Annotated in this window: 20 protein-coding genes, 2 tRNA genes and 1 riboswitch; of the genes, 19 read left to right on the forward strand and 3 right to left on the reverse strand. The window is 61.9% G+C overall.

All coding sequences use genetic code 11. The annotated features are described in order from the left end of the window. Nucleotides 1-308: 308 nt before the first annotated feature. From ileS to ndk, 4 genes are read left to right on the forward strand one after another with little or no spacing between them, the layout of a single operon-like run. Nucleotides 309-3605: an isoleucine--tRNA ligase gene (ileS, locus tag MOD31_RS17380; RefSeq protein WP_250821212.1), complete on the forward strand. Its 3297-nt coding sequence runs from the start codon at nt 309-311 to the stop codon at nt 3603-3605. A gap of 3 nt (nt 3606-3608) precedes the next feature. Beyond that, on the forward strand, nt 3609-4970 hold the full coding sequence (locus MOD31_RS17385; RefSeq protein WP_142939002.1) for a folylpolyglutamate synthase/dihydrofolate synthase family protein: 1362 nt from the start codon (nt 3609-3611) through the stop codon (nt 4968-4970). A gap of 1 nt (nt 4971) precedes the next feature. Further along, on the forward strand, nt 4972-5424 hold the full coding sequence (locus MOD31_RS17390) for a DUF4233 domain-containing protein (protein WP_166840513.1): 453 nt from the start codon (nt 4972-4974) through the stop codon (nt 5422-5424). A 41-nt stretch (nt 5425-5465) separates the two neighbouring features. Beyond that, entirely contained in the window at nt 5466-5885 is a 420-nt protein-coding gene (gene ndk / locus MOD31_RS17395) for a nucleoside-diphosphate kinase (protein WP_142939004.1), read from the forward strand. Nucleotides 5886-5966: 81 nt separating this feature from the next. Here ndk and MOD31_RS17400 read toward each other — a convergent pair whose 3' ends face one another. Continuing rightward, on the reverse strand, nt 5967-6635 hold the full coding sequence (locus MOD31_RS17400; protein ID WP_250821213.1) for a vitamin K epoxide reductase family protein: 669 nt from the start codon (nt 6633-6635) through the stop codon (nt 5967-5969). 472 nt (nt 6636-7107) lie between these two features. Between MOD31_RS17400 and MOD31_RS17405 the strand changes: the two genes are divergently transcribed. From MOD31_RS17405 to MOD31_RS17460, 12 genes are all read left to right on the forward strand, one after another. Next, on the forward strand, nt 7108-10293 hold the full coding sequence (locus tag MOD31_RS17405; RefSeq protein WP_250821214.1) for an Rne/Rng family ribonuclease: 3186 nt from the start codon (nt 7108-7110) through the stop codon (nt 10291-10293). Nucleotides 10294-10477: 184 nt separating this feature from the next. Further along, nucleotides 10478-10576, forward strand: a riboswitch (TPP riboswitch). After that, nucleotides 10567-12111: a bifunctional hydroxymethylpyrimidine kinase/phosphomethylpyrimidine kinase gene (gene thiD, locus MOD31_RS17410; RefSeq protein ID WP_250821215.1), complete on the forward strand. Its 1545-nt coding sequence runs from the start codon at nt 10567-10569 to the stop codon at nt 12109-12111. (Overlaps the previous riboswitch by 10 nt.) A 398-nt stretch (nt 12112-12509) precedes the next feature. Then, on the forward strand, nt 12510-12818 hold the full coding sequence (gene rplU, locus MOD31_RS17415; protein ID WP_018777818.1) for a 50S ribosomal protein L21: 309 nt from the start codon (nt 12510-12512) through the stop codon (nt 12816-12818). 61 nt (nt 12819-12879) lie between these two features. Further along, nucleotides 12880-13143 (forward strand): 50S ribosomal protein L27, encoded by a 264-nt coding sequence (rpmA, locus tag MOD31_RS17420; RefSeq protein WP_003803426.1) that lies wholly within the window; start codon nt 12880-12882, stop codon nt 13141-13143. 154 nt (nt 13144-13297) lie between these two features. After that, nucleotides 13298-14884 (forward strand): GTPase ObgE, encoded by a 1587-nt coding sequence (obgE, locus tag MOD31_RS17425; RefSeq protein WP_142939008.1) that lies wholly within the window; start codon nt 13298-13300, stop codon nt 14882-14884. Beyond that, nucleotides 14874-16055 (forward strand): glutamate 5-kinase, encoded by a 1182-nt coding sequence (gene proB, locus MOD31_RS17430; RefSeq protein WP_250821216.1) that lies wholly within the window; start codon nt 14874-14876, stop codon nt 16053-16055. The genes obgE and proB overlap by 11 nt, the downstream gene beginning before the upstream one ends. Beyond that, a complete protein-coding gene (locus tag MOD31_RS17435; protein WP_250821217.1) occupies nt 16052-17416 on the forward strand; it encodes a glutamate-5-semialdehyde dehydrogenase in 1365 nt (454 codons plus the stop codon). The genes proB and MOD31_RS17435 overlap by 4 nt, the downstream gene beginning before the upstream one ends. Before the next feature lie 84 nt (nt 17417-17500). After that, a complete protein-coding gene (locus tag MOD31_RS17440; RefSeq protein ID WP_142939011.1) occupies nt 17501-17740 on the forward strand; it encodes a hypothetical protein in 240 nt (79 codons plus the stop codon). Beyond that, complete coding sequence (gene nadD, locus MOD31_RS17445; protein WP_374206997.1) at nt 17667-18416, forward strand: nicotinate-nucleotide adenylyltransferase; 750 nt, start codon at nt 17667-17669, stop codon at nt 18414-18416. Before MOD31_RS17440 ends, nadD begins: the two co-directional genes overlap by 74 nt. Nucleotides 18417-18423: 7 nt before the next feature. After that, on the forward strand, nt 18424-19644 hold the full coding sequence (locus tag MOD31_RS17450; protein ID WP_250821218.1) for a hypothetical protein: 1221 nt from the start codon (nt 18424-18426) through the stop codon (nt 19642-19644). 102 nt (nt 19645-19746) lie between these two features. Continuing rightward, nucleotides 19747-20151: a ribosome silencing factor gene (gene rsfS, locus MOD31_RS17455; protein WP_142939014.1), complete on the forward strand. Its 405-nt coding sequence runs from the start codon at nt 19747-19749 to the stop codon at nt 20149-20151. Between the two features lie 116 nt (nt 20152-20267). Continuing rightward, nucleotides 20268-20343, forward strand: a tRNA-Ala gene (locus MOD31_RS17460). Between the two features lie 79 nt (nt 20344-20422). Here the strand turns inward: MOD31_RS17460 and MOD31_RS17465 are convergent. Next, a complete protein-coding gene (locus MOD31_RS17465) occupies nt 20423-21013 on the reverse strand; it encodes a ScbR family autoregulator-binding transcription factor (RefSeq protein WP_223940419.1) in 591 nt (196 codons plus the stop codon). Between the two features lie 390 nt (nt 21014-21403). Here MOD31_RS17465 and MOD31_RS17470 point away from each other — a divergent pair. Beyond that, nucleotides 21404-21476: transfer RNA gene (locus tag MOD31_RS17470), tRNA-Ala, on the forward strand. A gap of 62 nt (nt 21477-21538) precedes the next feature. On the opposite strand, the gene MOD31_RS17475 is transcribed toward MOD31_RS17470, so the two are convergent. Continuing rightward, entirely contained in the window at nt 21539-21916 is a 378-nt protein-coding gene (locus MOD31_RS17475) for a cupin domain-containing protein (RefSeq protein WP_142939016.1), read from the reverse strand. A gap of 173 nt (nt 21917-22089) precedes the next feature. Between MOD31_RS17475 and MOD31_RS17480 the strand changes: the two genes are divergently transcribed. Continuing rightward, nucleotides 22090-23244, forward strand: a complete 1155-nt coding sequence (locus tag MOD31_RS17480) for a class I SAM-dependent methyltransferase (RefSeq protein WP_250821219.1) — start codon at nt 22090-22092, stop codon at nt 23242-23244. 224 nt (nt 23245-23468) lie between these two features. Continuing rightward, nucleotides 23469-24668 carry an ROK family transcriptional regulator gene (locus MOD31_RS17485; RefSeq protein ID WP_165450192.1) on the forward strand — a complete coding sequence of 400 codons (1200 nt, stop codon included), beginning with the start codon at nt 23469-23471 and terminating at the stop codon, nt 24666-24668.

A 24668-nucleotide genomic window follows, 5' to 3' on the forward strand; every position in this document is an offset into this window, starting at 1 on the left:
CCGCCACACGTACCGCACTCCATCTACGGGATGAACCTCGGGTAGAGCAGTTGCCCCACTGACGCTAGACTTGAAGGACCAGCTTTGACCCGGCCATCACCGGTGAGCTTCCGGAAGAACAGCACTGCCCATCAACACGGTGGAATGCGCCCAGTAGAACCGGACGGGTAAGCCCGTCACAGCAGTAATGAGAGGCCGGAAAATTCTTTCCGGTAAGTGAGGTGGTACCGCGGTACCTGCGCAGCCGACAGGCAGCACAGACGCCGTCCTCGCATCCTGACAGTCAACCAGCTATCACAGGATATGAGATGACCCACTACCCCAAGGCCTCAGCGTCTTCGTCCGGCACGCACGGCGTGTCCGCTTCCGTGAAATTCCCGGAAATCGAAGAGCGCATCCTCAAATACTGGGACGAAGACGGCACCTTCCAGGCCAGCATCGACCAACGCGATGCGGGCAAGGACGGCAGCAACGAGTTCGTCTTCTACGATGGCCCTCCCTTCGCCAACGGCCTTCCGCACTACGGCCACCTCCTCACCGGCTACGCCAAGGACCTCGTAGGCCGCTACCAGACCCAGCGCGGCAAGCGGGTTGAGCGACGCTTCGGCTGGGACACTCACGGACTTCCGGCAGAGCTCGAAGCCATGAAGCAGCTGGGCATGACGGACAAGACCCAGATCGAAGCCATGGGCATCGACAAATTCAACGACGCCTGCCGCGCCTCCGTGATGAAGTACGCCAACGAGTGGAAGGCCTACGTCACCCGCCAGGCCCGCTGGGTGGACTTCGAGAACGACTACAAGACCCTCAACGTTGAGTACATGGAGTCCGTGCTCTGGGCCTTCAAGCAACTGCACGAGAAGGGCCTGACCTACAACGGCTACCGTGTACTGCCGTATTGCTGGAAGGACGAGACCCCTCTGTCCAACCACGAACTCCGCATGGACGACGACGTCTACAAGAACCGCCAGGACCAGACGGTCACCGTGACGTTCCCCATCAAAGCAGGGGACACTGAACTCTCCAAGGCTCTGGAAGGTGTCCAAGCGCTCGCATGGACCACCACGCCCTGGACATTGCCCACCAACCTGGCGCTCGCCGTCGGGCCTGACATCTCTTACGCTGTCCTGCCCGCAGGACCCAACGGCGTCAAGGCTGCTTCCGCTGAGGCACCGGTAACGGGCAGCTTCCTGCTCGCGGCTGACCTGCTGGGGTCCTACGCCAAGGATTTGGGGTACGACGACGCCGATGCCGCAACTGCCGCTGTGGTGTCCACCCACACGGGTGCCGAGCTGGCGGGCTTGGAGTACGAACCGCTCTGGAACGACTTCGCTGATGCTGAAAAGTACTGCACGCAGAATGCTTGGCGCTTCCTCGTGGCCGATTACGTCACCACCACCGACGGTACGGGCATCGTCCACCAGGCTCCGGCCTATGGCGAGGATGACCAGAAGGTCTGTGAAGACGCAGGGATCCCCGTGGTCCTGTCCGTGGACGAGGGCGCCAAGTTCCTGCCGTTGTTCGCCAATGGCGAGCTTGCTTCGATCGTCGGTCTTCAGGTTTTCGATGCCAACAAGCCCATCACCCAGGTGCTCCGCGCCGATGGCCGCTTGGTCCGCCAGGCCAGCTACGAGCACAGCTACCCGCACTGCTGGCGCTGCCGGAACCCGCTGATCTACCGTGCTGTGTCCTCCTGGTACGTGGAGGTCACCAAGTTCAAGGACCGCATGTCCGAGCTGAACCAGGAGATCAACTGGATCCCCGGCAACGTCAAGGACGGCCAGTTCGGTAAGTGGTTGGACAACGCCCGCGACTGGTCCATCAGCCGTAACCGCTACTGGGGTTCGCCCATCCCGGTGTGGCAGTCGGACGACCCCGAGTACCCGCGCACGGACGTTTACGGTTCGCTGGCCGAGATGGAAGCCGACTTCGGCCGTCTGCCCGTCAACAACGAAGGACAGGTGGACCTGCACCGCCCGTTCATCGATGAGCTGACGCGTCCCAACCCGGACGACCCCACAGGCAAGTCCACCATGCGCCGTGTGGAAGACGTGTTGGATGTCTGGTTCGACTCCGGTTCCATGCCCTACGGACAGGTCCACTACCCGTTCCAGAACGAGGAGTGGTTCGACACCCACAACCCCGCGGACTTCATCGTGGAGTACATCGGCCAGACCCGTGGCTGGTTCTACATGCTCCACATCCTGTCCACTGCATTGTTCGACAGGCCGGCGTTCCGCAACGTAATCAGCCACGGCATCGTGCTGGGCTCTGATGGGCAGAAGATGTCCAAGAGCCTGCGCAACTACCCGGACGTATCTGAGGTCCTGGATCGCGACGGTTCCGATGCCATGCGCTGGTTCCTCATGTCCAGCCCCATCCTCCGCGGCGGCAACTTGGTGGTCACTGAGCAGGGCATCCGCGACGGCGTGCGTCAGGTCATCCTGCCGCTGTGGAACGTGTACAGCTTCTTCACGCTGTACACGAATGCCGCGAACGGTGGTTCCGGCTACGAAGCCCAGCTCCGCTATGACGGCTACGCCGACACGCTGGATCAGTACCTCCTGGCCAACACCGGGGACTTGGTCCGCAACGTCACTACCAGCTTGGACAGCTACGACATCTCCGGCGCCTGCGATGAGCTGCGTAGCTACTTGGACATGCTCACCAACTGGTACGTCCGCCGCAGCCGCCAGCGCTTCTTCGACGAGAACGTTGACGCCTTCGATGCCCTGTACACAGCCCTCGAAGCGGTGTGCCGTGTCTCTGCTTCCTTGCTGCCCTTGGTCACGGAAGAGATCTGGCGCGGGCTGACGGGTGGCCGTTCCGTGCACTTGGCGGACTGGCCGGACGCTGCGTTGTTCCCGTCCAACCCTAAGCTGGTCGAGGCGATGGACCGGGTCCAGCAGATCTGCTCCACTGGTTCCAGCCTGCGCAAGGCCGCGAACCTGCGCGTTCGCCTGCCGCTGCAGGAACTGACTGTGGTGGCACCCGGTGCGGATGCGCTGGAAGGCTTCGCCGCCGTCGTCGCTGATGAACTGAACCTCCGTTCGGTCCGTTTGCTCGACGCCGCTACTGCGTCACCGGAGGAGTTCGGGATTGAGCAGAAGCTCGTGGTGAATGCCCGGGCTGCTGGCCCGCGCCTCGGAAAGAACGTGCAGCAGGCCATCAAGGGATCCAAGTCCGGCGACTGGTCTGTCAGTGACGCCGGGGTGGTGGTGGCTGGTGGACTGGAGCTCGAGCCGCAGGAATACACGCTGGAAACCGTGGTGGCAGAAGCGGCCGACGGCGGTGCTGCCGCCAAGAAGGCAGTCGCGGTGCTGCCCGGCGGCGGCTTCGTGGTCCTGAACACCGAGGTCACTGCTGAACTTGCAGCCGAGGGGCTGGCCCGTGACATGGTCCGCGCCATCCAGCAGGCCCGCAAGGATGCCGGGCTCAACGTGAGCGACCGCATCCGCACTTCCGTGGCGGCCGGGCAGGACGTGGTGGATGCCTTGGAAGCCAACTCGGAGCTCGTTAAGACCGAAACGTTGACGTTGGAACTGGAAGTCCTGTTGGCCAGTGTCGACGAACCGCAGGTCACGGTCGCAAAGGCAGGTGCCTGATCCATGTCTGACGAATTCTCGGTTGAAAGCGTCTATGCAGAACTCCTGGGCCGTGCCCCGGAAAACAAGATGGAACCGCGCCTTGCTCCGCTGTTCCGCGCCATGGATGTTCTGGGGGAGCCCAACAAGGCATACCCGATCATCCACATCACGGGCACCAACGGCAAGACGTCCACGGCCCGCATGATAGAAGCTGGACTTCGTGCCCACGGGCTGAGTACCGGCCGCTACACCAGCCCGCACCTGTCCAAAGTGACTGAGCGCATCAGCATTGACGGTGAGCCGGTGCCGGATGCGACCTTCGTGCGTATCTGGGACGAGATCCGTCCTTACCTGGAAATCGTGGATAGCGAACTGGTTGCCGATAACCAGCCGCGGCTGACCTACTTCGAATGCCTAACCATCCTGGGCTTCGCGGTGTTCGCCGACCAGCCTGTTGATGTTGCCGTCATGGAAGTTGGCCTTGGGGGCATCACCGATGCCACGAACGTCGGCGACGGCCAAGTCTCAGTGATCACGCCGATCTCCTTGGACCACACGGATCTTTTGGGTGACACCACTGAGGACATCGCCTACGAGAAGTCCGGCATCATCAAGCCGGGCGGCTTCCTGGTGAGCGCCGCTCAGCCGGTGGACGCTGCGCAGGTCCTGTTGGAGAAAGCCCGGGAAGTGGATGTGCCGTTCCGCTTCGAGGGCGTTGAATTCGGGGTGGAGTCCCGTAGCGTTGCAGTGGGGGGCCAGGTCCTGACTATTCAGGGCCTTGCAGGACGTTACGAAGACCTGCTGCTGCCACTGCACGGCGCCCACCAGGCTGAGAACGCGGCTGTGGCCGTTGCGGCTTTGGAAGCATTCTTTGGCGGAGGAGAGAAAGAACTCGACGCCGATGTACTCAAGGAAGCCTTTGGCACCGTGACGTCACCTGGCCGGCTCGAAGTAGTGCGCACTGCGCCCACCGTCGTGGTGGACGCTGCGCACAACCCTGACGGAATCCGCGTCTCCTCCGAAGCAATCCAGGAGGCCTTCAGCTTCAGCAAGCTGGTGGTTGTAGTTGGCGTTCTGCGGGAAAAGGATGCCGAGGAGATCCTCAAGACCCTCAAGGAGTCCCTCGGCGGACTGGCCGAGGAATTCTGCTTCACCCAATCCAACTCGGCCCGCGCCGTGCCTGCAGCGGAACTTGCCGAACTCGCCGTCGACCTCGGATTCGGCGAGGACAACGTTCACATCGCCGAGAAGTTGGACGATGCCCTGGAGTGGGCTGTGGAACGCGCTGAATCCAAAGATGACCTTGCAGGCGGCGTCCTGGTGACGGGTTCCATCACCGTGGTGGCCGAAGCAAGGATCCTGCTCGGAAAGGCAAGTGCCTAACATGGCGAAAATGACCAAGGCTCAGCGCGAATGGCGGCCCGGCATGCCCAAGAAGCGCCGGTCCACCAAAGTAATGTTCGCTTCCACCGTGCTCCTGCTTGAAGCGTTCGTCGCGTTCTTCGGTACTCTGGCGGTTTTCGGCTTGAGGCGCGGGGAAGTTGATCCGGGCATCATTTTGGGTGTCGGTATAGCACTGACGGTGGTGCTGGTTCTGGCCTGTGCCGTGCTCTCGAAGCCGTGGGGCATCGCCCTCGGCTGGGGGCTGCAGGTGGTGCTGATCCTGACGGGCTTCGCCGAACCCACTATGTTCATTGTGGGGATCCTGTTTGCCATCTGCTGGTGGTACGGAATCAGGGCTGGAATGCGGATTGACCGCGAGGTGGCACAACGTGACCGCGAGCAGGCCGAATGGGACGCAGCCCATGGTGACCAAGCAGACCCGCAAACCCCGTAAACTGGCTGGGAAAACCACCGACCAACCATATTGGAGCAACTGTGAGCATTGAACGGACCCTTGTTCTGGTCAAGCCCGACGGCGTCGCCCGCAACCTGGGCGGAACCATCCTCGCCCGGATCGAAGCCAAGGGCTACACCCTGGCGGAGCTGAAGAAGGTCAACGCGACCCGTGAGCTGCTTGAGCAGCACTACGAGGAACACGTGGGCAAGCCGTTCTATGAGCCACTGGTTGAGTTCATGCTGAGCGGACCGGTCATCGCAGCAGTCTTCGAAGGCCACCGCGTGATCGAAGGCTTCCGCTCGCTGGCCGGAACTACGGATCCCACGACGGCTGCGCCGGGCACCATCCGCGGTGACTTCGGCCGCGACTGGGGCCTGGCAGTCCAGCAGAACCTCGTCCACGGCTCAGATTCAGTCGACTCTGCCGAACGTGAGATCAAGATCTGGTTCAAGGGCTAAGCAAAGCCCTTCGGGAAAACAATTAAGGCCAATGTTCTTCGTGAACATTGGCCTTAACTGTTTTTGCGGCGAGTGGTGGTTCTACGCTGTGGACGGCACGAAGAGGTGCATGAAAGAGAAGAAAATAGTGGCGATGACGGCCACATACAGCAGGGCAACGATGATCCAGCCTGAACCGGACAGCAGCTTGACCACTGCGGGTGGCGCCTTGATGACCCCGCTGGTGACGTTGCGGATGGTCACCCAGACGAAAAGCGGGATCATGGCGGCCCACACCACCATGCAGAACGGGCACAGAACGTGGATTGCGTAGAGGGCCTGCGACCACAGCCACACAACAAAGGCGAATCCGAGGGTCACGCCGGCTTGGAGACCCAGCCAGTAACCGCGTGAATACTTTGCTCCGGCGAGGATGCCCATGGCCGTAGTGATGATCACAGCAAAGGCGACGATGCCGATGAACATGTTAGGGAAACCGAACACAGAGCTCTGCGGTGTCTGCATCACGGCACCGCAGGAGACAAAGGGATTTACATCGCACACGGTTACATGGTTGGGATCCTTGAGCACCTCAAGTTTCTCCAGTACCAGGGCTCCGGACGCCAACCATCCAATAACACCGGTGATCAGCAACAGCCAGGCAAAGGGCCTGTCCCGGACCGTCGCGGGAAGGGAGTCCTGAGGGGTGGACATGTCCTCCACATGGACTGTGGCTTGATTGGCCAGGTTTCCCCTGGCGGTGCTTGGCATCGTGGATGTGGTCCTTTTCGACAAATGGCCCGGCAAGCCGGGAAGGGCTCTTGGGAGGATTGTAACGCCGAAGACTGGGCGCCGGCCCCAGCTTCGCTGGCGGAGTTCCGCGACACAGCGGCCTTCGCCGCGAATGTGCAGGGGTGTGAGAGAATGAACATGGCCGGACGTCGATCCACATTCGACACCCGGTCCGGTGACTTTGTTCCCAAGACCGCCAGTATGAGCTGGGCATGCCCGGATCACGTGATCCTCGGTGGGCCCGCCATGACAATGGACGGCACCTGGTTGTGGCAGCAGAACAACGGGTTCCAGAATAAAGCCGCCGGCCTTCCAGGGCTGCCGCACCCCAATGCTGGTGCGAACCGGGAGGCATACTGCCGACTTCTGTCAACGCCTGCGGGTTTTGACAATATTTGCTCCACTGGGCGCCGGATGTGGCGGCGTCGCTGGGGCAGGAGTGTTGCCACATATGGATAATGACCAGGTTGTAGCCGTTAATGACGAGGCAGCTCCCGCGGAAACTGCGGAAGCGCCCAAAAAAGCCACCAGGACCCGGCGCAAGGCAGCGCCCAAGGTTGCTGCTGACGTAGAGGCGCCTGCGGCTGACACGCCGGCGCCGGAAGCGACCCCGGAGGCCACCAAAGCGCCGGTGCGCCGCACCCGCTCCCGCAAGAAGGCAGAGCCTGCCGAGCCTTTGCCCGGTTTGGGGGATGACGCCACTGCCGCGCCCGAAGCCGCCGCAGAAGCCGCGCCCGAAGCGATGGCCGAACCTGCCCCCGAAAAGCCGGTCCGCCGCCGTCGTACTGCCAAGCCCAAAGCTGAGGTAGCCGAGGCACCCGCAGCTGCGGAAGCCGTGGCGGACAGCACGACGCCGGAAAAGGCCCAGCCCGAGGCACCTGCCGCTGAAGCAGCTGCTGACGAGACTGAAGCCCAAGCCGCCACCGAGGAACCCGCCGAGGAAGCCGCTGCTGCCGCCTCCACATCATTGTTCATGGAGCCGGTTTCCATCACGTCCATGATCTTCCAGGCCCCGGACCTCACCACCGTTCCCCGCGTTGCCCCGGTTGAAGAAAAAGCCGAGGAGCCCGAAGAAGAAGCCGAAGTCCCTGCCGACGGCGAGCTGGAAGACGCTGGTAGCCGTCGTCGTCGCAGAAGCCGTGGCCGCCGTGGTCGCCGCGGAACCGAACGCGATGAGAACGAGGCCGAGGACGGCACCGAGACTGACGATGAAGAAGCGCCGGCACCTGAAGCCCTTGAGGAAGGCGTGACGTCTCGTCGTCGTCGCCGTCGTCGTCGTGGAGACCAGGATCTTGAACTGACGGGCGGCGCGGATGATGATCCGCCCAACACGGTCACCCGCGTCCGTGCCCCCCGCCCCATCACCGAGACAGCTCCGTCAAACCGCGTGACGGGTGTCAAGGGCTCCACCCGGTTGGAGGCCAAGAAGCAGAGGCGCCGTGAGTCCCGGGAGACCGGCCGCCGCCGCCAGGTCATCACCGAGGCCGAGTTCCTTGCCCGCCGCGAATCGGTGGACCGTCAAATGATCGTTCGCCAGCGCGACGACAGAATCCAGATCGGTGTCCTGGAAGACGGTGTGCTCGCCGAGCACTTCGTGTCCAAGACCCAGCAGGACTCCCTGATCGGCAACGTGTACTTGGGCAAGGTCCAGAACGTGCTGCCGTCCATGGAAGCTGCTTTCGTGGACATCGGACGCGGCCGCAACGCCGTCCTGTACGCCGGTGAAGTCAACTGGGACGCGGTCAACCTCGAAGGCCAGCCGCGCCGGATCGAGAACGCCCTGAAGTCCGGAGACTCCGTCCTGGTTCAGGTCACCAAAGACCCCGTGGGTCACAAGGGTGCCCGCCTCACCAGCCAGATCTCCTTGCCCGGCCGCTACCTTGTGTACGTGCCCGGTGGTTCCATGACCGGCATCTCCCGCAAGCTGCCCGACGTCGAACGCAACCGACTCAAGCGCATCCTGAAGGACCGCCTGCCGGAAAACGCAGGTGTCATTGTCCGCACAGCCGCTGAGGGTGCGTCGGAAGAAGAGCTGACGCACGACATCAACCGTCTGCGTGCCCAGTGGGAAGGCATCGAAGGTCAGGCCTCCTCCACCAAGGTCCTTGCCCCTGAACTGCTGTACGGCGAACCGGACCTCACTATCAAGGTGGTCCGTGATGTCTTCAATGAGGACTTCTCCAAGCTGATCGTCTCCGGTGACGACGCCTGGGACACCATCGAGGCATACGTAACCTACGTTGCCCCTGATCTGGTGGGCCGCCTCGAAAAGTGGACCAAGGATCAGGACATCTTCGCTGCATGGCGCATCGACGAGCAGATCCATAAAGCCCTGGAACGTAAGGTCTTCCTCCCGTCCGGTGGTTCGTTGGTCATCGACCGTACCGAGGCCATGACTGTGGTGGACGTCAACACCGGCAAATTCACCGGCAGCGGTGGAAACCTTGAAGAAACGGTCACCAAAAACAACCTTGAAGCGGCCGAGGAAGTGGTGCGCCAGCTCCGTCTGCGCGACATCGGCGGCATCATCGTCATCGACTTCATCGACATGGTCCTCGAATCCAACCGCGACCTCGTCCTGCGACGCATGGTGGAGTGCCTGGGCCGGGACCGCACCAAGCACCAAGTGGCCGAGGTGACGTCCCTGGGCTTGGTCCAGATGACACGTAAGCGCATGGGCACCGGCCTTCTTGAGGTATTCGGTGAGCAGTGTGAGCATTGCGCCGGACGTGGCGTCGTCACTCATGACGAGCCCGTTGAACACCGGCGCGCCAACGTGGTGGCAGCCGAGCAACACCGCCCGCACTCCGAGGTACAGCAGCCCGCTGCACGGACGGAACGCAAACGCCGCCGCGGGAAGGGTGGGGGACAGGCCGTAGCCGAAACCCCTGCACAGGTCCATACGACGACGACTACCCCGGTTGCCCCCGCGACCCCGACTGAACCGCAGGATCCTGCCCGGCAGGCCAAGGCGGAGGCCACCAGGGCTGCCCTGGCAACCATTGCCGCTGCGGCGCACGCCGCGCACCTGCACGACGACGAAGTTCACCGTGCAGAAGAGCAGGCACGGGCGGCCGGCCAACACCAAGGGACGGCCGACGCCGGATCTGGAACCTCAGCCGGCAACGAAGCGGGGGCATCAGCACATGAAGCCGCCAACCGCGATGCAGCCGCCCAGGAAGCCAGGTCCACTCCGGTCCTGCGCTTCGGCGGAGAAGAAGTTGCGTTGCCGTTCGTGGAGCATCACGAGGAACCGCAGGCAAACAAGCCTGCCATGAGCCTGGACCTCCTGGCAGAAGCGTTCTCCCACCTTGGCGCCGCTCCGGCATCTGAGGAACAACCCGCTCCGCTGGCCGTACAGGAGCCTGCTGTGGCCCGGAAGGCTGACGCACCGGCGCGGGTTGAGGAAGATCCTGAGGCTTCGGCATCTCCGCGGGGTCGTCGTGGTCGTCGCAACCGCAGTGCCAGCCGGGCTCAGGGTGCGGCCAATGAAACCAGCGTCGAGCACCATGTGGTGACGGCCTCGGCCCCCCAGGGCTCGTCCCATGAGGCCAAGGCGCCCGTGGAGCCAGTCAAGAAGGCGCCGGCCTCCGAGCCCATCATTCTAGGAGTCGGGGTTCCAGCCTCGGAGCTTTAGTCACGGCCGAGCCGCTCTCCGCGGCCAACATCGGCTCAAAGGGCCCTGCGCTACCTGCATCTGGCGGGAGCGCAGGGCCCTTTTTACGTTGCGTTGAATCCTTGGCGGGGGACGCGTTCCACGGTCACATCCGGGCTCCCGGATGGTTCGGTACCTGCAGCACCAGGCTTCCCGGCTAGGCTAGGGGACTGACACGGGGTGCCGGGCGATGGGCCCGGCTGAGATCCAGACCCGTTGAACCTGTCCGGTTAGCACCGGCGAAGGGATGTCCTCATGGCTGCATCACTACATTCATCTGTGTACCCGCTCCACTCGGTATACCCGCTGGACGCTCACACGTCAGCCCGCCAGGTCCCGCGCGTTCTCACTATTGCCGGTTCGGACCCTTCCGGCGGTGCCGGAATTCAGGCGGACCTGAAGAGCATTGCAGCGTTGGGTGGGTACGGCATGACTGCCATTACGGCTCTCACCGCGCAAAACACAGTGGGGGTGAGCGCAGTCCACGTCCCTCCGGCGCATTTCCTGCGTCAACAACTGGAAGCAATTAGCGGCGACATCATCGTTGATGCCGTCAAGATCGGAATGCTCGGCGATGCTGCCGTCATTGCCCAGGTCCGGGACTGGCTCGAAGAGGTGCGCCCCGCCGTCGTGGTTCTTGATCCGGTGATGGTGGCCACCAGTGGCGACCGGCTGCTGCGGGAGTCCGCGGAGAATGCCCTGCGTTCACTGCTACCCCTGGCCCACCTCATTACTCCCAATGTTCCTGAGCTTGCCATGCTGCTGGGGGAGCCTGAGGCAGCAGACTGGGCTTCGGCACTGGAGCAAGGCAAGCGGCTTGCTGCGGAGTACGGAAACACAGTTCTGGTCAAGGGTGGCCACTTGCCGGGCCCGGAATGCCCGGATGCCTTGGTGAACACCACAGGGCTTTTGTCACGGGATGTTGTGGAGGTATCAGGTCCCCGCGTGGCGACGCGCAACAGCCACGGAACCGGTTGCTCTCTTTCGTCCGCCCTGGCCACCGTCCAGGCCCGCACGGGCAACTGGGAAACATCACTGCGGGAAGTAAAGCCCTGGCTACTCGGAGCTTTGACAGCCTCGGCGGAACTCCAGGTAGGCCGGGGGAACGGTCCGGTGCATCACTTCCATCACCTCCAGCGAGCGTCAGCCCCGGGCGCCTTCGCTGCGGCTTTGTGGGAGGCGGCCGTTCCGGAACTCGAATCCATTCATGGACTTCCCTTTATTCAGCAACTCCAATCCGGAGAACTCCCAGAACGTGATTTCACTTACTACCTCGCCCAGGATGCGATCTACCTCAACGGGTACTCCCGGGTCTTGGCACGTGCCGGCGCCCTGGCCCCCACGGAAGAAGAGCAACTGTTCTGGGCCAGGTCATCGCAGCAATGCCTGGAGGTAGAGTCGGAGTTGCACAGGACGTGGCTAAGCAGCCGTGAAGCGCCGACCGCACTGGGGCCGGTCACCAAGTCCTACGTGGACCATTTGCTGGCAACGTCCGCTTCCGGCAGTTACGCCGTGGTTCTCGCCGCAATACTTCCTTGCTTCTGGTTGTACGCGGAGGTGGGGCGGCAGCTCCATGCCAATTACCTGAATGCGGGCGCCGCGGCGGACCATGCGTATGCCGACTGGCTGACGACCTACGCTGACGAGGACTTCGCCGCGGCAACGCGGAAAGCGATCAGCCTCACGGATGCTGCGGCGGTCGCGGCTTCTGATACGGAGAGGGCCGCGATGATGGAGGCCTTCACCCAGTCCTGCCGTTACGAGACCGCATTCTTCGATGCTCCCAGGCTGTTTGCCTGAGTTTGCCGGGCGTCACTTTGGCAGGGTTCCCTTGGGCGGATTAGATGCGATTGCGGGGACACTTCCGCGCGTCGCTGGCCGAATCGCGTTAATCTCGCGCAAACACGGTAGGCTGTATGGGCACGGTGCCGGGAGAGTCCGTATCAACTGGTGACGCAAGTCACGAGGTAGCCTCCGGACTCGGCCTCATTTGCAGACGAAGGTCAAACTAGCGTAATCTTGATCTTCGGTGCTTACGCCAACACTTGGGTTATGCCCCTTGGAATTGTTCATGGGATGACTCGCGGGCTTCGATCAGAAGTCCACGGCGTTGAGGCACAGCGCGAACCAGGCCTGATTCCGGTTCAAGGTTCCGCACGCAAATTTTGTAATAAACGTCGAGAGAAGTGAGTACCCAAGTGGTGTACGCGATTGTCCGCGCAGGCGGCCGCCAAGAAAAAGTTTCCGTTGGAGACTACGTAACGCTGAACCGCGTCCCCGGTGGAGCCGGTAGCACGCTTGAGCTGCCCGCATTGCTCCTGGTTGACGGCGACAAGGTCACTTCCGCTGCTGCGGAACTGGCCAACGTCAAGGTCACGGCTGAGATCCTCGAAGACCTCCGTGGTCCGAAGATCGTCATCCAGAAGTTCAAGAACAAGACCGGCTACCGGAAGCGTCAGGGTCACCGTCAGGAACTGACCAAGATCAAGATCACCAGCATCGCGTAACTTTCGTTACCGCTGTTCAGGTTTTTCAGTTTCCCCAGAAATTTAGAGGCAGGCATTTCACATGGCACACAAAAAAGGCGCGAGTTCCACTCGCAACGGTCGTGACTCCAACGCTCAGTACCTGGGCGTCAAGCGTTTCGGTGGTCAGGTAGTTTCCGCTGGCGAGATCATCGTTCGCCAGCGTGGAACCCACTTCCACCCGGGTGCAGGCGTCGGTCGCGGTGGCGACGACACCCTGTTCGCACTGCAGGCCGGTGCGGTTGAGTTTGGTACTCGCCGCGGCCGTCGCGTAGTGAACATTGTTGCTGCTGCAGCTGCAGAGTAACAACAAGTTCTGAACCGGTGGAGCGGGCCAAACGGCCCGCTCCACCGTTCTTTTAACCGCATTACAATCGACTAGGGCGCCGTAGCGCACTGGTTTTTGCAACAGCGCTGGCAACAGCAACAAACGCTGTAAGACAGCAACTGAGGAGATCCACGTGGCGAGCTTTGTAGACCGGGTAGTCCTGCACGTATCCGGCGGAACCGGCGGCCACGGCTGTGTCTCTGTCAAGCGTGAGAAGTTCAAGCCCCTCGGCGGCCCTGACGGCGGCAACGGCGGCAACGGTGGCGATGTCATCCTTCGCGTCTCCGCCCAGACCACAACGCTGCTCGACTACCACCACGCTCCCCACCGCCACGCCACCAACGGCGGCCCAGGCATGGGTGACTGGCGAGGCGGCAAGAACGGTGAAACCCTGATTCTTCCCGTGCCCGATGGCACCGTGGTCAAGACCAAGGACGGCGAAGTCCTGGCTGACCTCGTTGGCGAGGGCACTGAGTACATTGCGGCCGCTGGTGGCCAAGGCGGCCTCGGCAACGCATCCCTTTCATCGCAGAAGCGCCGGGCGCCGGGCTTTGCCCTGCTGGGCATCGAAGGTGAATCCAGCGACATCGTCCTGGAACTGAAGTCCATCGCAGACATCGCCTTGGTCGGTTTCCCCTCTGCCGGTAAGTCGAGCCTCATTGCGGCCATGTCTGCTGCCCGGCCCAAGATTGCCGACTATCCCTTCACCACCCTCATTCCCAACCTTGGTGTGGTGCAGGCCGGCGACGTGCGCTTCACCATCGCCGATGTTCCCGGCCTGATCGAAGGCGCCAGCGAAGGCAAGGGCTTGGGCCATAACTTCCTGCGGCACGTAGAGCGCTGCGCTGCGCTGGTTCACGTCCTTGATTGCGGAACCCTTGAATCAGACCGTGATCCCCTTTCCGACCTCGCCATCATCGAAGCCGAACTCGAGAAGTACGCGGTAGACATGAGCTATGCCGGCGTTGACGGTGAAGTGGTGCCACTGAATGAGCGCCCCAAGTTGGTAGTCCTCAACAAGGTGGATCTTCCTGACGGCAAGGATATGGCCGAGTTCGTCCGTCCGGACCTTGAAGCCCGCGGATACCGAGTTTTTGAAGTCTCGGCAACAAGCCACGAAGGTTTGCGTCAGCTCGGCTTTGCCATGGCTGAGATCGTCCAAGCAGCACGTAACGCCGTGCAGACCGCGCCTCCCAAGGTGGCACCTCCCGTCCTGCGTCCGCGCGCCGTCAACGAGTCCGGATTCAAAATCCGCCGCGAGGAGAAGAACCTCGAGCCCCTGTTCCGCGTATTGGGTGAAAAGCCTGTGCGCTGGGTCAAGCAGACTGACTTCACCAACGAGGAAGCCATTGGCTACCTTGCCGATCGTCTTGCCAAGCTTGGTGTGGAAACTGAGCTGTTCAAGGTTGGCGCCAAGCCCGGCGACACCGTGGTCATCGGTGAAGACGATGGCGTGGTGTTCGACTGGGAGCCCACCATGATGGCCGGCGCTGAACTCCTTGCAACGCCCCGCGGGACTGACATCCGCGTCGCGGACATCGGTGACCGTCCCACACGTTCACAGAAGCGCGATGAGCAGATCGAGCGCCGTGAGGCCAAGGCTGCCGCGAGGGCCGAGCTCGAAGCGGAGCGCAAGGCTGGTATCTGGACCGAATCCGTCAGTGGTCGGCGCGCGCAGGCAGTGAAGGAAAGTCACCTGGATTCCGGTGATGACGACTAGGACTGTCGACGCTCCGGACACAGCAGAAGGCCTTGAACGTCAAGCCCTCGCCAACGCCAAGCGAATTGTTGTCAAAGTGGGGTCATCCTCGCTGACCAGCATCAAGGGTGGCATCTCCGAGAAGTCCCTCACCGGGCTGGTAAATGCTCTTGCTGACAAGCGCAATGCAGGCACGGAGATCATCCTGGTGTCCTCGGGTGCCATCGCCGCCGGTCTTGCCCCCTTGGGTTTGGCCAAGCGGCCTAAAGACCTGGCCACGCAGCAGGCTGCCGCGAGTGTTGGGCAGGGCCTCCTGATGGCACGGTACACGCAGGCGTTCAGCGCCCACGGCGTGACCGTCAGTCAGGTTCTGCTGACTGCCGATGACCTCATGCGCCGAACGCAGCACACCAATGCATTCCGGGCGCTGGACAGATTGTTGAACCTCGGCGTGGTGCCGGTAGTCAATGAGAACGACACCGTGGCCACCCATGAGATCCGCTTCGGCGACAACGATCGCCTGGCTGCCTTGGTGGCGCACCTGGTTCGCGCCGACGCGCTCGTGCTGCTCTCCGACGTCGACGCCCTCTACGACGGCCCGCCTTCCCAAGGCGCCCAACGCATTCCGCTGGTCCGAGGTCCGCGGGACCTTGAGGATGTGACCATCGGCAAGGCAGGCAAAGCCGGCGTAGGAACCGGCGGCATGATGACCAAAGTGGAAGCTGCGTCCATTGCTGCCGGCTCGGGCATCCATGCCTTGGTCACGTCCACGGCCAACGCTGCGGCAGCCTTGTCCGGCGGGGATGTGGGAACCTGGTTCGCCGTGAATGGCAATCGCAAGCCGGTCCGCCTCCTCTGGTTGGCGCACCTGGCCACGGTCCAGGGCCGGTTGATGCTCGACGACGGCGCAGTGAAAGCCGTGCGCGACCGGCACAGGTCACTCCTTCCCGCAGGCATTTCGGACATCAGCGGTGACTTCGAAGCCGGCGACCCCATTGAGATGGTTGCCCACGACGGAACGGTGGTGGCGCGCGGCTTGGTGAATTACTCTTCCGATGAACTCCCGCGCATGTTGGGCCGCACCACCCAGGAGCTGGGCCAAGCCATGGGCCGCGGCTATGACCGCGAAGTTGTTCATGTTGATGATCTGGTGCTCCTGAGGGCATCGCGCTCATCTAAACTTGGAGCATGACTGAAGCGCTGACCCCTGACGCCCCTGTGATCTCTGATGTTTCCGGTACCCCCGGCCAGACGCCGGAGAACCCTGCAGCAGGCGGCGCGCCGTTGTCACCGGAAGATGTCCAGGCTGCCGTTCACGCCATAGCGGACCGCTCCCGTAAGGCTGCCCGCCGTATGGGACAGGCAAACCGCGCATGGAAAGACCGCGCGCTGCGCGCCATCGGAGCTGCCTTGGTGGAGAACCGGAAGCATGTATTGGAAGCCAATGCCAAGGATGTTGCCGTAGGCCGGGCAAACGGCACCTCAGCAGCACTCCTGGACCGTTTGACCTTGACCCCCGCCCGTATTGACGGCTTGGTGGCTGCTTTGGAAAACCTGGCCGGATTGCCCGATCCTGTGGGCAACGTGGTCCGGGGCCAGACACTTCCCAATGGACTGCGCCTGCGCCAAGTAAACGTCCCCATGGGTGTTGTGGCCGCCATTTATGAGGCCCGGCCGAACGTCACAGTAGATATTGCCGGCCTTGCATTGAAGAGCGGCAACGCTGTGATCCTTCGTGGAGGTTCCGCCGCGGCCAACACCAACGAGGCACTTGTCCGGATTCTTCGCGAAGCGTTGGATTCCGTGGGCCTGCCCGCTGACGCGGTGCAGACCGTGGACCAGTACGGCCGCGAAGGAGCCAACGTGCTGATGCGAGCCCGCGGCCGTGTGGATGTCCTCATTCCCCGCGGTGGGCGCGATCTCATCCAAACGGTGGTGACCAACTCTTCCGTGCCTGTCATTGAAACCGGCGAAGGGAATGTCCATATCTTCATCGACGAGTCCGCGGGTGAAGAGATGGCCGTAGAGATCCTCCTCAACGCCAAAACCCAGAGGCCCAGCGTCTGCAACACCGTGGAGACCCTGCTGGTGCATTCCGGCGCCACGGTGCTGCCTGCCGTTGCCAAAGCCTTGCGTTCGGCCGGTGTCACCCTCCACGTGGATGATCGGATCGCTGCTGCTTTGGGCAAGGACGTGGAAACCGTTCCTGCCGACGACGAGGACTGGGCCACCGAGTACATGGATCTCGATCTGGCCGTCGCTATGGTGGACAGCTTGGATGAAGCAGTCAACCACATCCGTACCTGGACCACCGGACACACTGAAGCGATCCTCACCAACAACCTGGCAAACGCTGAGAAGTTCATCGCGGACATAGATTCCGCAGCTGTGATCGTCAATGCCTCCACCCGGTTCACTGACGGCGGCGAGCTAGGCCTCGGAGCCGAAGTGGGTATTTCCACCCAGAAGTTGCACGCCCGGGGTCCCATGGGCCTCACGGAGCTGACCACCACCAAGTGGATCGTCCAGGGCGAGGGCCAGATCCGCGGCTAGCAACGCGGTAACATAGAACAGAAGTCCGGAACGGCGGGGAGTCCCGCCGTCGAAAAATCCTTTGAGAACCAACTAGGGGAGAAGATGCTGTTTCAGCAGATCGCCACGTCCATTGCCGCCCAAACTGAAGGCGGCCACGAGGAACTCGCTCCGCTGTGGGCCGAGCCGTGGGTCTTCGGCGCAGTGATGTTCGCCCTCATGCTGGTTCTCCTGTTCGTAACCCTCGCCTACACCAACCTTGGCAACCGCCATGAGGCTGTGGAAGAGCACGCCGATCCGCACCGCCAGCACCCGAACAAGCACACGCACGGCCAAGGCCACTAACATTATCGCCGCAACACCGCGTGGGGAGGCGGGGCGCAGGCTCCGGCTGGGCGTGATGGGTGGAACGTTCGATCCCATTCATCACGGCCACCTTGTTGCTGCCAGTGAAGTGGCAGCAAAGTTCGGCCTGGATGAAGTGGTCTTCGTACCCACAGGCCAGCCGTGGCAGAAATCCCACAAGCTGGTCAGCAGGCCTGAGCACCGCTACCTGATGACGGTCATCGCTACAGCCTCCAATCCCCGGTTCACTGTAAGCCGGGTGGATGTTGACCGTCCGGGGCCTACTTTTACCATTGATACCCTCCGCGATCTCCGTGCAGAGCGTCCTGACGCCGACCTTTTCTTCATCACCGGCGCAGACGCTTTGGCTCAGATCCTTTCGTGGAAGGACGTGGACGAGTTGTGGTCCTTGGCCCACTTCGTTGGCGTCACCCGTCCCGGGCATGAACTGCACGACATGGGCAGGGATGACGTCAGCTTGTTGGAAGTTCCTGCCATGGCAATCTCCTCCACGGATTGCAGGACCCGCGTGGGTGCAGGGAATCCGGTTTGGTACCTCGTGCCTGACGGAGTGGTGCAATACATCGCAAAGTATGGACTGTACGCGGCGCCACCCATCGAAGCAGATCTGACACCCGCACTGTCCGGATCAGACGACCAAGCACGTACTGAATGAGTTTTGAATGAGCAGCCAGGACCAGCGACCCATCCGCAGCAGGCGTGAGCTTCGGCGTGCCCGTGAAGAGCGCCCCGAGGAACAGCACGTGGATATTTCCGCGCCTGAGAAGGTAGAGAATCCTCCACATGCCGACCGTCCGAACGGCCGCAATCGCCGCGCCGCCGATGTTCCGGTGGATGCCGTAGGGCCTGCGGCCCAGGAACGGTCCTCCCAGATCCGTGCCCGGGATCGTGCCGCACTGCGCACCATCAAGGAGCTGGCCGACAAGGAGGAGCAGCTCTCCGGTGGGGGTCCGCCCACGCGTCGCCAGCTGCGCCTCCAGCAACTTCAGGCTGAAGTTGCCACCTCCATGAATCCGGTTGTCCCCATGCCTGCCGGCTCGTCCGCTGCGTCCGCGCCAGCCAAGCAACAGACTGCAAAGGATGCGGCCAAAGAGGACGAAACCGCACAAGAGGCACCCCAGCCGGAGGCCGCCAACAAGCCTTCCAGCGCTCCCGCGGAGTCCGAAATGTCCGTGGAACAGGCGCTTGCAGTTCGGCAACTGATCGCCGCCCAGGTGGAAAACCAGACGGCTAAGCTGGAACATATCGCCGAGCAGGATCCCTTGGCCGTGGATCCTGATGTGCTGGCTCAGCAGATTGCCCTCGCGGAGCGTGCTGCAGTCTTGAACAAGCGTGCTGCTGCCAAGCAGAAGCTTGCTGAGAAGACCCAGGTGGATTCCGGAAAGACCACCTCGGATTCCGGTAAGACCCCTTCGGGTTCCGGCGGGAACGGGAAGTCGCCCACGGCGGACGCAGGACCGTCCACGGCAAACAACCTCGCGATGGTGACTCCACTGGAGTTCGTGAAGATGCCGGGGATTGAGCGTCCCGTCATGAAGCGCCCCAGCACCACGTTTGTTCCGCTGATTACCTCAGCCGGGCCTACAGTCGACTCCGGACAAACCCAGGCCAAAAAGTCGGGACCCCGTGGCCGCGCCGGCGTTCTGGCCCGTGCAGAGGCGGTAGCGAAATCGGCAAGGAAACGTCCTGAGCCGGCGGGGGAGCCCAACGAAGAAACCCAGCGCACACCAGTTTCGGCCAGCGCGGCGTACGGCCTTGATCCTTTGGATGCCAACACTGCGGGCTTGGCCCGCGCTCAACGTAACAGGCTGTTGCAATTCGGCGTCCTGGCGCTGGGCCTTGTGGCCCTCATCGTCGGCATCATCATGATCACCAGCGGCTAGTTCCGCTGGAGAGTAACTATCGCTGCAAAATGGCTCACGAACTATCGCTGTACAAATGGCTCACGCCAAACACAGGCCATTGGCCACAACAAGGAGTACCCCGTGTCTGCACATGAACAATCCATCACACTCGCTCGTCACGCTGCGCGTGCCGCGGCTGAGAAGCTTGCCGAGGACATCGTCGCATTGGATGTCAGCGAGCGTTTGGCGCTCACTGACGTTTTCCTGATTGCGTCGGCTCCCACCGAGCGTCAGGTCAACGCCATTGTTGACGGTATTGAGGAAGAACTGATGAAGCAGGACCTTCGTCCTGTACGCCGCGAGGGCCGGTCCGAAGGTCGTTGGGTCCTCTTGGACTATGCCGACATCGTGATCCACGTCCAGCACTCCGAGGACCGGGTGTTCTACGCCTTGGAGCGGCTCTGGAAGGACTGCCCTGTGGTGGACCTCGAATTGGGCGATGACGCTTCTGCCAAGGCTGTTACCGCGGAGGATTCCGGGCACTAGGAGCAGCAGCCTGCCGAAATATGTCCGATTTGGAATTTTCGGAAATGCTGTTCTAAGATATTTGAGTTGCTTCGGCGCGGGTAGCCGAAAATCTGATCGCGAAGCAGCAAGAATATGGGGCTGTGGCGCAGCTGGTAGCGCACCTGCATGGCATGCAGGGGGTCAGGGGTTCGAGTCCCCTCAGCTCCACCAACGAGGTCCTGTCTTTTTCATGAATCATGAAGAAGGCAGGACCTTTTCGCATTGGAAAAACGTCCCCGCGGAAAACTGGCTAGTTGGAACTGGTTGGCTGTAGAGCCGGCAGCATGAACTCCCACATCTGTTCGATCCTCAGCAGGACGTCTTCACGTGATGTAAGGACCTCGGAAACCATCTGAACTCCAGTGAAGGATGCAACCAGATATCTGGCAAAGGCGGCGGCATCCAGGTCGGCACGGACGGTGCCGTCCGTGGCTGCCTGTCGCAGCAGCTGCTCCGCTGTGTTGATCCAATCCTGGTAGGGGCCCGAGACGTCAGCGTCGAACGCGGAGGCTTCGAAAGTCAGTCGTATGCCGCCTTGGACCACGGGTTCGTCCAGGAGTTGTTGCCCGAACATCCTGCAGAGGCCTATGAGCCTGTCTAAGGCGGGGGCTTCCGAGGCTGCTATTTCAGATCCGGCCGCCTGAACGATTGCGTGCTGTTCCTCGATGACAGCCAATGCCAACTCCCGCTTCGAGGTGAAGTGGAAGTAGAGCGCACCCCTGGTGACGCCGGCGCGCTTGGTGATGTCGGTCAGGCTTGCGTTGCCGTAACCGATTTCCGCGAAAACCCGGGCGGCACCTTCAATGACGGAAAGCCTGGTGTCTTTCGCACGTTGTTGCATCGGTGGTGGGTGGCCTCTCGGGTGAGTCAGGAGACGGAGGGGTGGGCCGCCGTCGAGACTCCACAACGCTACCACCGGGGGCGCGACGGGCCTCAGCAATCCTAAACCGACTGAACGGTTTGGTTTTAGTGCCAGGAAATTCTAGACTTCAGGGGGAGCCATGCCGTTTGGTTGAGGGCGGCTCCGGCGCAGCTGGTTTTGGGGGGAGGTGCGGTGGAATGATCCAACGCACCTCGGCTGCGGCAACCTCGGCGGGCCAACCTATCGCGGTGATGCAGGTCATATTCAGACGATTTCGCTTCTCAAGCGATTGTGGTTAGTATTGACGAGTTGCTTCGACGGGAAGAGAAATCATTCCGCTTGGAAGTAGCGGATTTGCACTATAAATCCGGGGCTGTGGCGCAGCTGGTAGCGCACCTGCATGGCATGCAGGGGGTCAGGGGTTCGAGTCCCCTCAGCTCCACTTCGGTTGAAAGACCCCGCTCATTGAGCGGGGTCTTTTTCGTTGTCCGTGTGGATTCGGGGTTACTCGGCGGGGCGCGCGAATTCGGCGCCGCTGACAAACTCGACGCCTTGGAACGGTTGGTCGCCCACCACGCGGGCGTTATGACCCGGCGGGATGCTGTAGGAATCACCGGCTGAAATGTTGATCTTGCCGCCGTCGGTGGTTTCTACTTCCAAGTTGCCGGAAACGCAGAATCCTACGTGGCTCAATTCGCACGAGTCGGTGCCCACTACAGGTTTGATGCAGTCGGCCCACGTCCAGCCTGGTTCGAAGGTCATCCGGCCGATTGTGTATTCGCCCACGGTGACGAGGTCCAGCACCGTCTTGTTGGGTCGCCTCGTTTCGTCGGGAGAGTTGTGGGACTTTACTTCAAGGTTCGTGACAACATTGACACTCATGGTTTCTCACAGAGGGAGGGGAGCCCAAATGATGGGTAGATCCCGGTGCCTGGCTCCAGGGGTCGCCGTGACCTGTGCCTGCCGCCTCCGTGGTTGCCACTGGAAGGCATGACAGGTGTTTGCGTCCTGCAAGCACTAGGTTCCTCCCACGCCACCGTAAAGTCGAGACAGTTATGCATGAAAGCGAGAAACTCAACGTGACGGTAATGGATGTTGAAGCGCTCTTGGGCGGGTTGAGTAGGCTTCCTGACGTCGAGGCGGACAACCTTCAGGCTTTTGATGCCACAGACAGGCTCCTGCTGGAGACGGCTACAGATCTGGTTGGCCCCGACTCCAAGGTGGTTGTCATTGGCGACCGCTACGGCGCCCTGACGTTAGGCGCCCTGGCAGGACTCGCCGTCGGGCATGTACGCGTAAACCAGGATCTGTTCTCCGGAAGGCTGGCGCTGGAACGCAACGCAGTTTCTGCCGGCTTGGAGGGTCGCTTCACCGGACACGAGCTGAGCCGGGAGCTATTGGACGACGCCGACGTAGTGCTTTTGCAGTTGCCTAAGTCGCTGGCTGAGTTGGAGGAAATCGCCGACGCCGTAGCCAGGTTTGCTGCCCCGGATGCGGTCCTGCTCGCCGGAGGTCGCGTCAAGCACATGTCGCTCGGCATGAATGCAGTCCTGGAACGGTACTTCGCATCAGTCCAGCCGCAACTTGCCCGGCAAAAGTCCCGGGTTCTGGTGGCGCGTGAGCCCAAAGCAGCGCCGAATGATCACACTTTTCCGGTGGTGGAGTCCCTTCCGGAATTGGGGATTACGGTTTGTGCGCATGGCGCTGCTTTCTCCGGCGCACGCCTGGATATTGGCACGCGCTACTTGCTGACCTTCATGGACCGTATACCGGCTGCCCGGCAGGCTGTTGACCTCGGTTGCGGGACCGGTATCCTCGCCACGATGTACGCACTTCGTCATCCGGATGCCCTTGTGGTCGCCACCGACCAATCCGCTGCGGCCGTCGCTTCAGCAAAGGCAACAGCGAAGGCCAACGGACTGGGGGAGCGGGTGGCAGTGATCCACGATGACGCCATGTCCACCCTTGAACCAGGCAGCGCGGACCTCATCCTGCTGAACCCGCCGTTCCACTTGGGCGCCAGTGTTCATGCCGGCGCAGCTCTGAAAATGTTCCAGGCTGCTGCGCGGGTTCTCGCCCCTGGTGGAGAGCTGTGGACCGTCTACAACAGCCATCTGCAGTACCGCGCGGCACTTGAACGGCATATCGGGCCGACGGTGGAGGAAGGCCGGAATCCAAAATTCACGGTAACGCGGAGTCGGAAGTCTTAAGCGGTGCCATCAAGGATCTGAGCACATGGCTGCCGCTGGCACACTCAACCGGCATCGTTACCAAGCCCTGATGCCGGTGTCAGCGTGTGCTCATATCCCCAACGGCGGCGGTATCGTACGATTCAGACAAAGACCAACTTCGACGAAGTTCATCCCAATGACTAGGGGCATCAGTGACTGAGATCCGGCAGCCGACACCGAGGCGCGGAACCAACCTTCCCCGCATGGGGGACTTTAATCTAACTGTCATTCTGGAGGCGATCCGCCGCTCATCAGGTGGGCTCAGCCGTGTGGAGTTGGCTCAGATCGTGGGACTTTCCCCGCAGACCATTTCCAACATTTCCAGGCGTCTGCTGGATCAGCAGTTGATCGTGGAGGCCGGCAAGGAGGGCTCTGGTCCGGGCAAGCCCAGGACCATCCTGCGCCTGAACCCGGCCGGAATGTACGCTGTGGGCGTTCATCTGGATCCGGCAGTCATCACCTTCGTAGTTCTGGACCTGCTGGGTGAGGTCGTCAAGCATTCCCGGATGGCAACTCCCGGTGGTGATCCGGCCGGGGTGATCACCAGCATCGCCGGGCAGATCAATATCCTCATTGAGGAATCGGGGGTCGATGCGTCCAAGATTGCCGGGCTGGGCGTTGCTGTCCCAGGACCCATCGACCTTGACGAAGGTTCGGTGGTGGAGCCTCCGCTCCTGACGCGGTGGAACCGTGTGCGCATCCGGGAGGCCTTAGCCGAGGCCACCGGCATGGAAACCTTGGTGGACAAGGACGTGACCAGTGCTGCCGTTGCGGAAACCTGGGCAGGCGGCGCCAGCGGTGCCGGCAGCTTCGTGTTCATGTACATGGGAACAGGCATCGGCTGCGGCATTGTCCTCAATGATGAAGTGGTGCGCGGGACCTCGGGCAATGCCGGCGAAATCGGCCACATCGTGGTGGACCCGCAGGGTCCGCTGTGTGATTGCGGACTGCGTGGCTGCGTAAAGTCTTCCTGCATCCCGCAGGTGCTGGTGGCCGAAGCCGAAGCCGCTGGTGTGCTGGAAGGGCATCGTGCTGGTGCTGACGGCCCCGAAGTCCAGGAACGGTATGCCCAGTTGTGCGACGCTGCCGACGCCGGTAACGGCAGGGCAATCGCCATCTTGGACAAGTCCGCAACCCTCGTTGCGCGTGCCGTTTCCATAGTGACCAACACCCTGGACGTGGAGCGCGTCGTTTTCGGTGGCCCGTTCTGGGGGCGGATGTCGCCTTACTTCATGGAACGTGTTCCGGAACTGTTGGACAAAAACAACGCGGCCCGCATGATCCACGATCTCGAAGTTGTGGGATCTGGCGTGGGCGAGGACGTTGGAGCCATCGGTGCCGCCTGCCTGGTTTTGGAGCACATGCTGGCACCACGGGCGCAAAGGCTCCTGCTGGAGGGCTAG

It is taken from the genome of Paenarthrobacter sp. TYUT067 (assembly GCF_023656375.1).
GTDB lineage: Bacteria > Actinomycetota > Actinomycetes > Actinomycetales > Micrococcaceae > Arthrobacter.

Coding starts and splice junctions, on each gene's coding strand:
- ileS (WP_250821212.1), top strand. CDS start 309: ATGACCCACTACCCCAAGGCCTCAGCGTCTTCGTCCGGCACGCACGGC.
- MOD31_RS17385 (WP_142939002.1), top strand. CDS start 3,609: ATGTCTGACGAATTCTCGGTTGAAAGCGTCTATGCAGAACTCCTGGGC.
- MOD31_RS17390 (WP_166840513.1), top strand. CDS start 4,972: ATGGCGAAAATGACCAAGGCTCAGCGCGAATGGCGGCCCGGCATGCCC.
- MOD31_RS17400 (WP_250821213.1), bottom strand. CDS start 6,635: ATGCCAAGCACCGCCAGGGGAAACCTGGCCAATCAAGCCACAGTCCAT.
- MOD31_RS17405 (WP_250821214.1), top strand. CDS start 7,108: ATGGATAATGACCAGGTTGTAGCCGTTAATGACGAGGCAGCTCCCGCG.
- thiD (WP_250821215.1), top strand. CDS start 10,567: ATGGCTGCATCACTACATTCATCTGTGTACCCGCTCCACTCGGTATAC.
- rpmA (WP_003803426.1), top strand. CDS start 12,880: ATGGCACACAAAAAAGGCGCGAGTTCCACTCGCAACGGTCGTGACTCC.
- proB (WP_250821216.1), top strand. CDS start 14,874: ATGACGACTAGGACTGTCGACGCTCCGGACACAGCAGAAGGCCTTGAA.
- MOD31_RS17435 (WP_250821217.1), top strand. CDS start 16,052: ATGACTGAAGCGCTGACCCCTGACGCCCCTGTGATCTCTGATGTTTCC.
- MOD31_RS17440 (WP_142939011.1), top strand. CDS start 17,501: ATGCTGTTTCAGCAGATCGCCACGTCCATTGCCGCCCAAACTGAAGGC.
- nadD (WP_374206997.1), top strand. CDS start 17,667: ATGAGGCTGTGGAAGAGCACGCCGATCCGCACCGCCAGCACCCGAACA.
- MOD31_RS17450 (WP_250821218.1), top strand. CDS start 18,424: ATGAGCAGCCAGGACCAGCGACCCATCCGCAGCAGGCGTGAGCTTCGG.
- MOD31_RS17465 (WP_223940419.1), bottom strand. CDS start 21,013: ATGCAACAACGTGCGAAAGACACCAGGCTTTCCGTCATTGAAGGTGCC.
- MOD31_RS17475 (WP_142939016.1), bottom strand. CDS start 21,916: ATGAGTGTCAATGTTGTCACGAACCTTGAAGTAAAGTCCCACAACTCT.
- MOD31_RS17480 (WP_250821219.1), top strand. CDS start 22,090: ATGCATGAAAGCGAGAAACTCAACGTGACGGTAATGGATGTTGAAGCG.
- MOD31_RS17485 (WP_165450192.1), top strand. CDS start 23,469: ATGGGGGACTTTAATCTAACTGTCATTCTGGAGGCGATCCGCCGCTCA.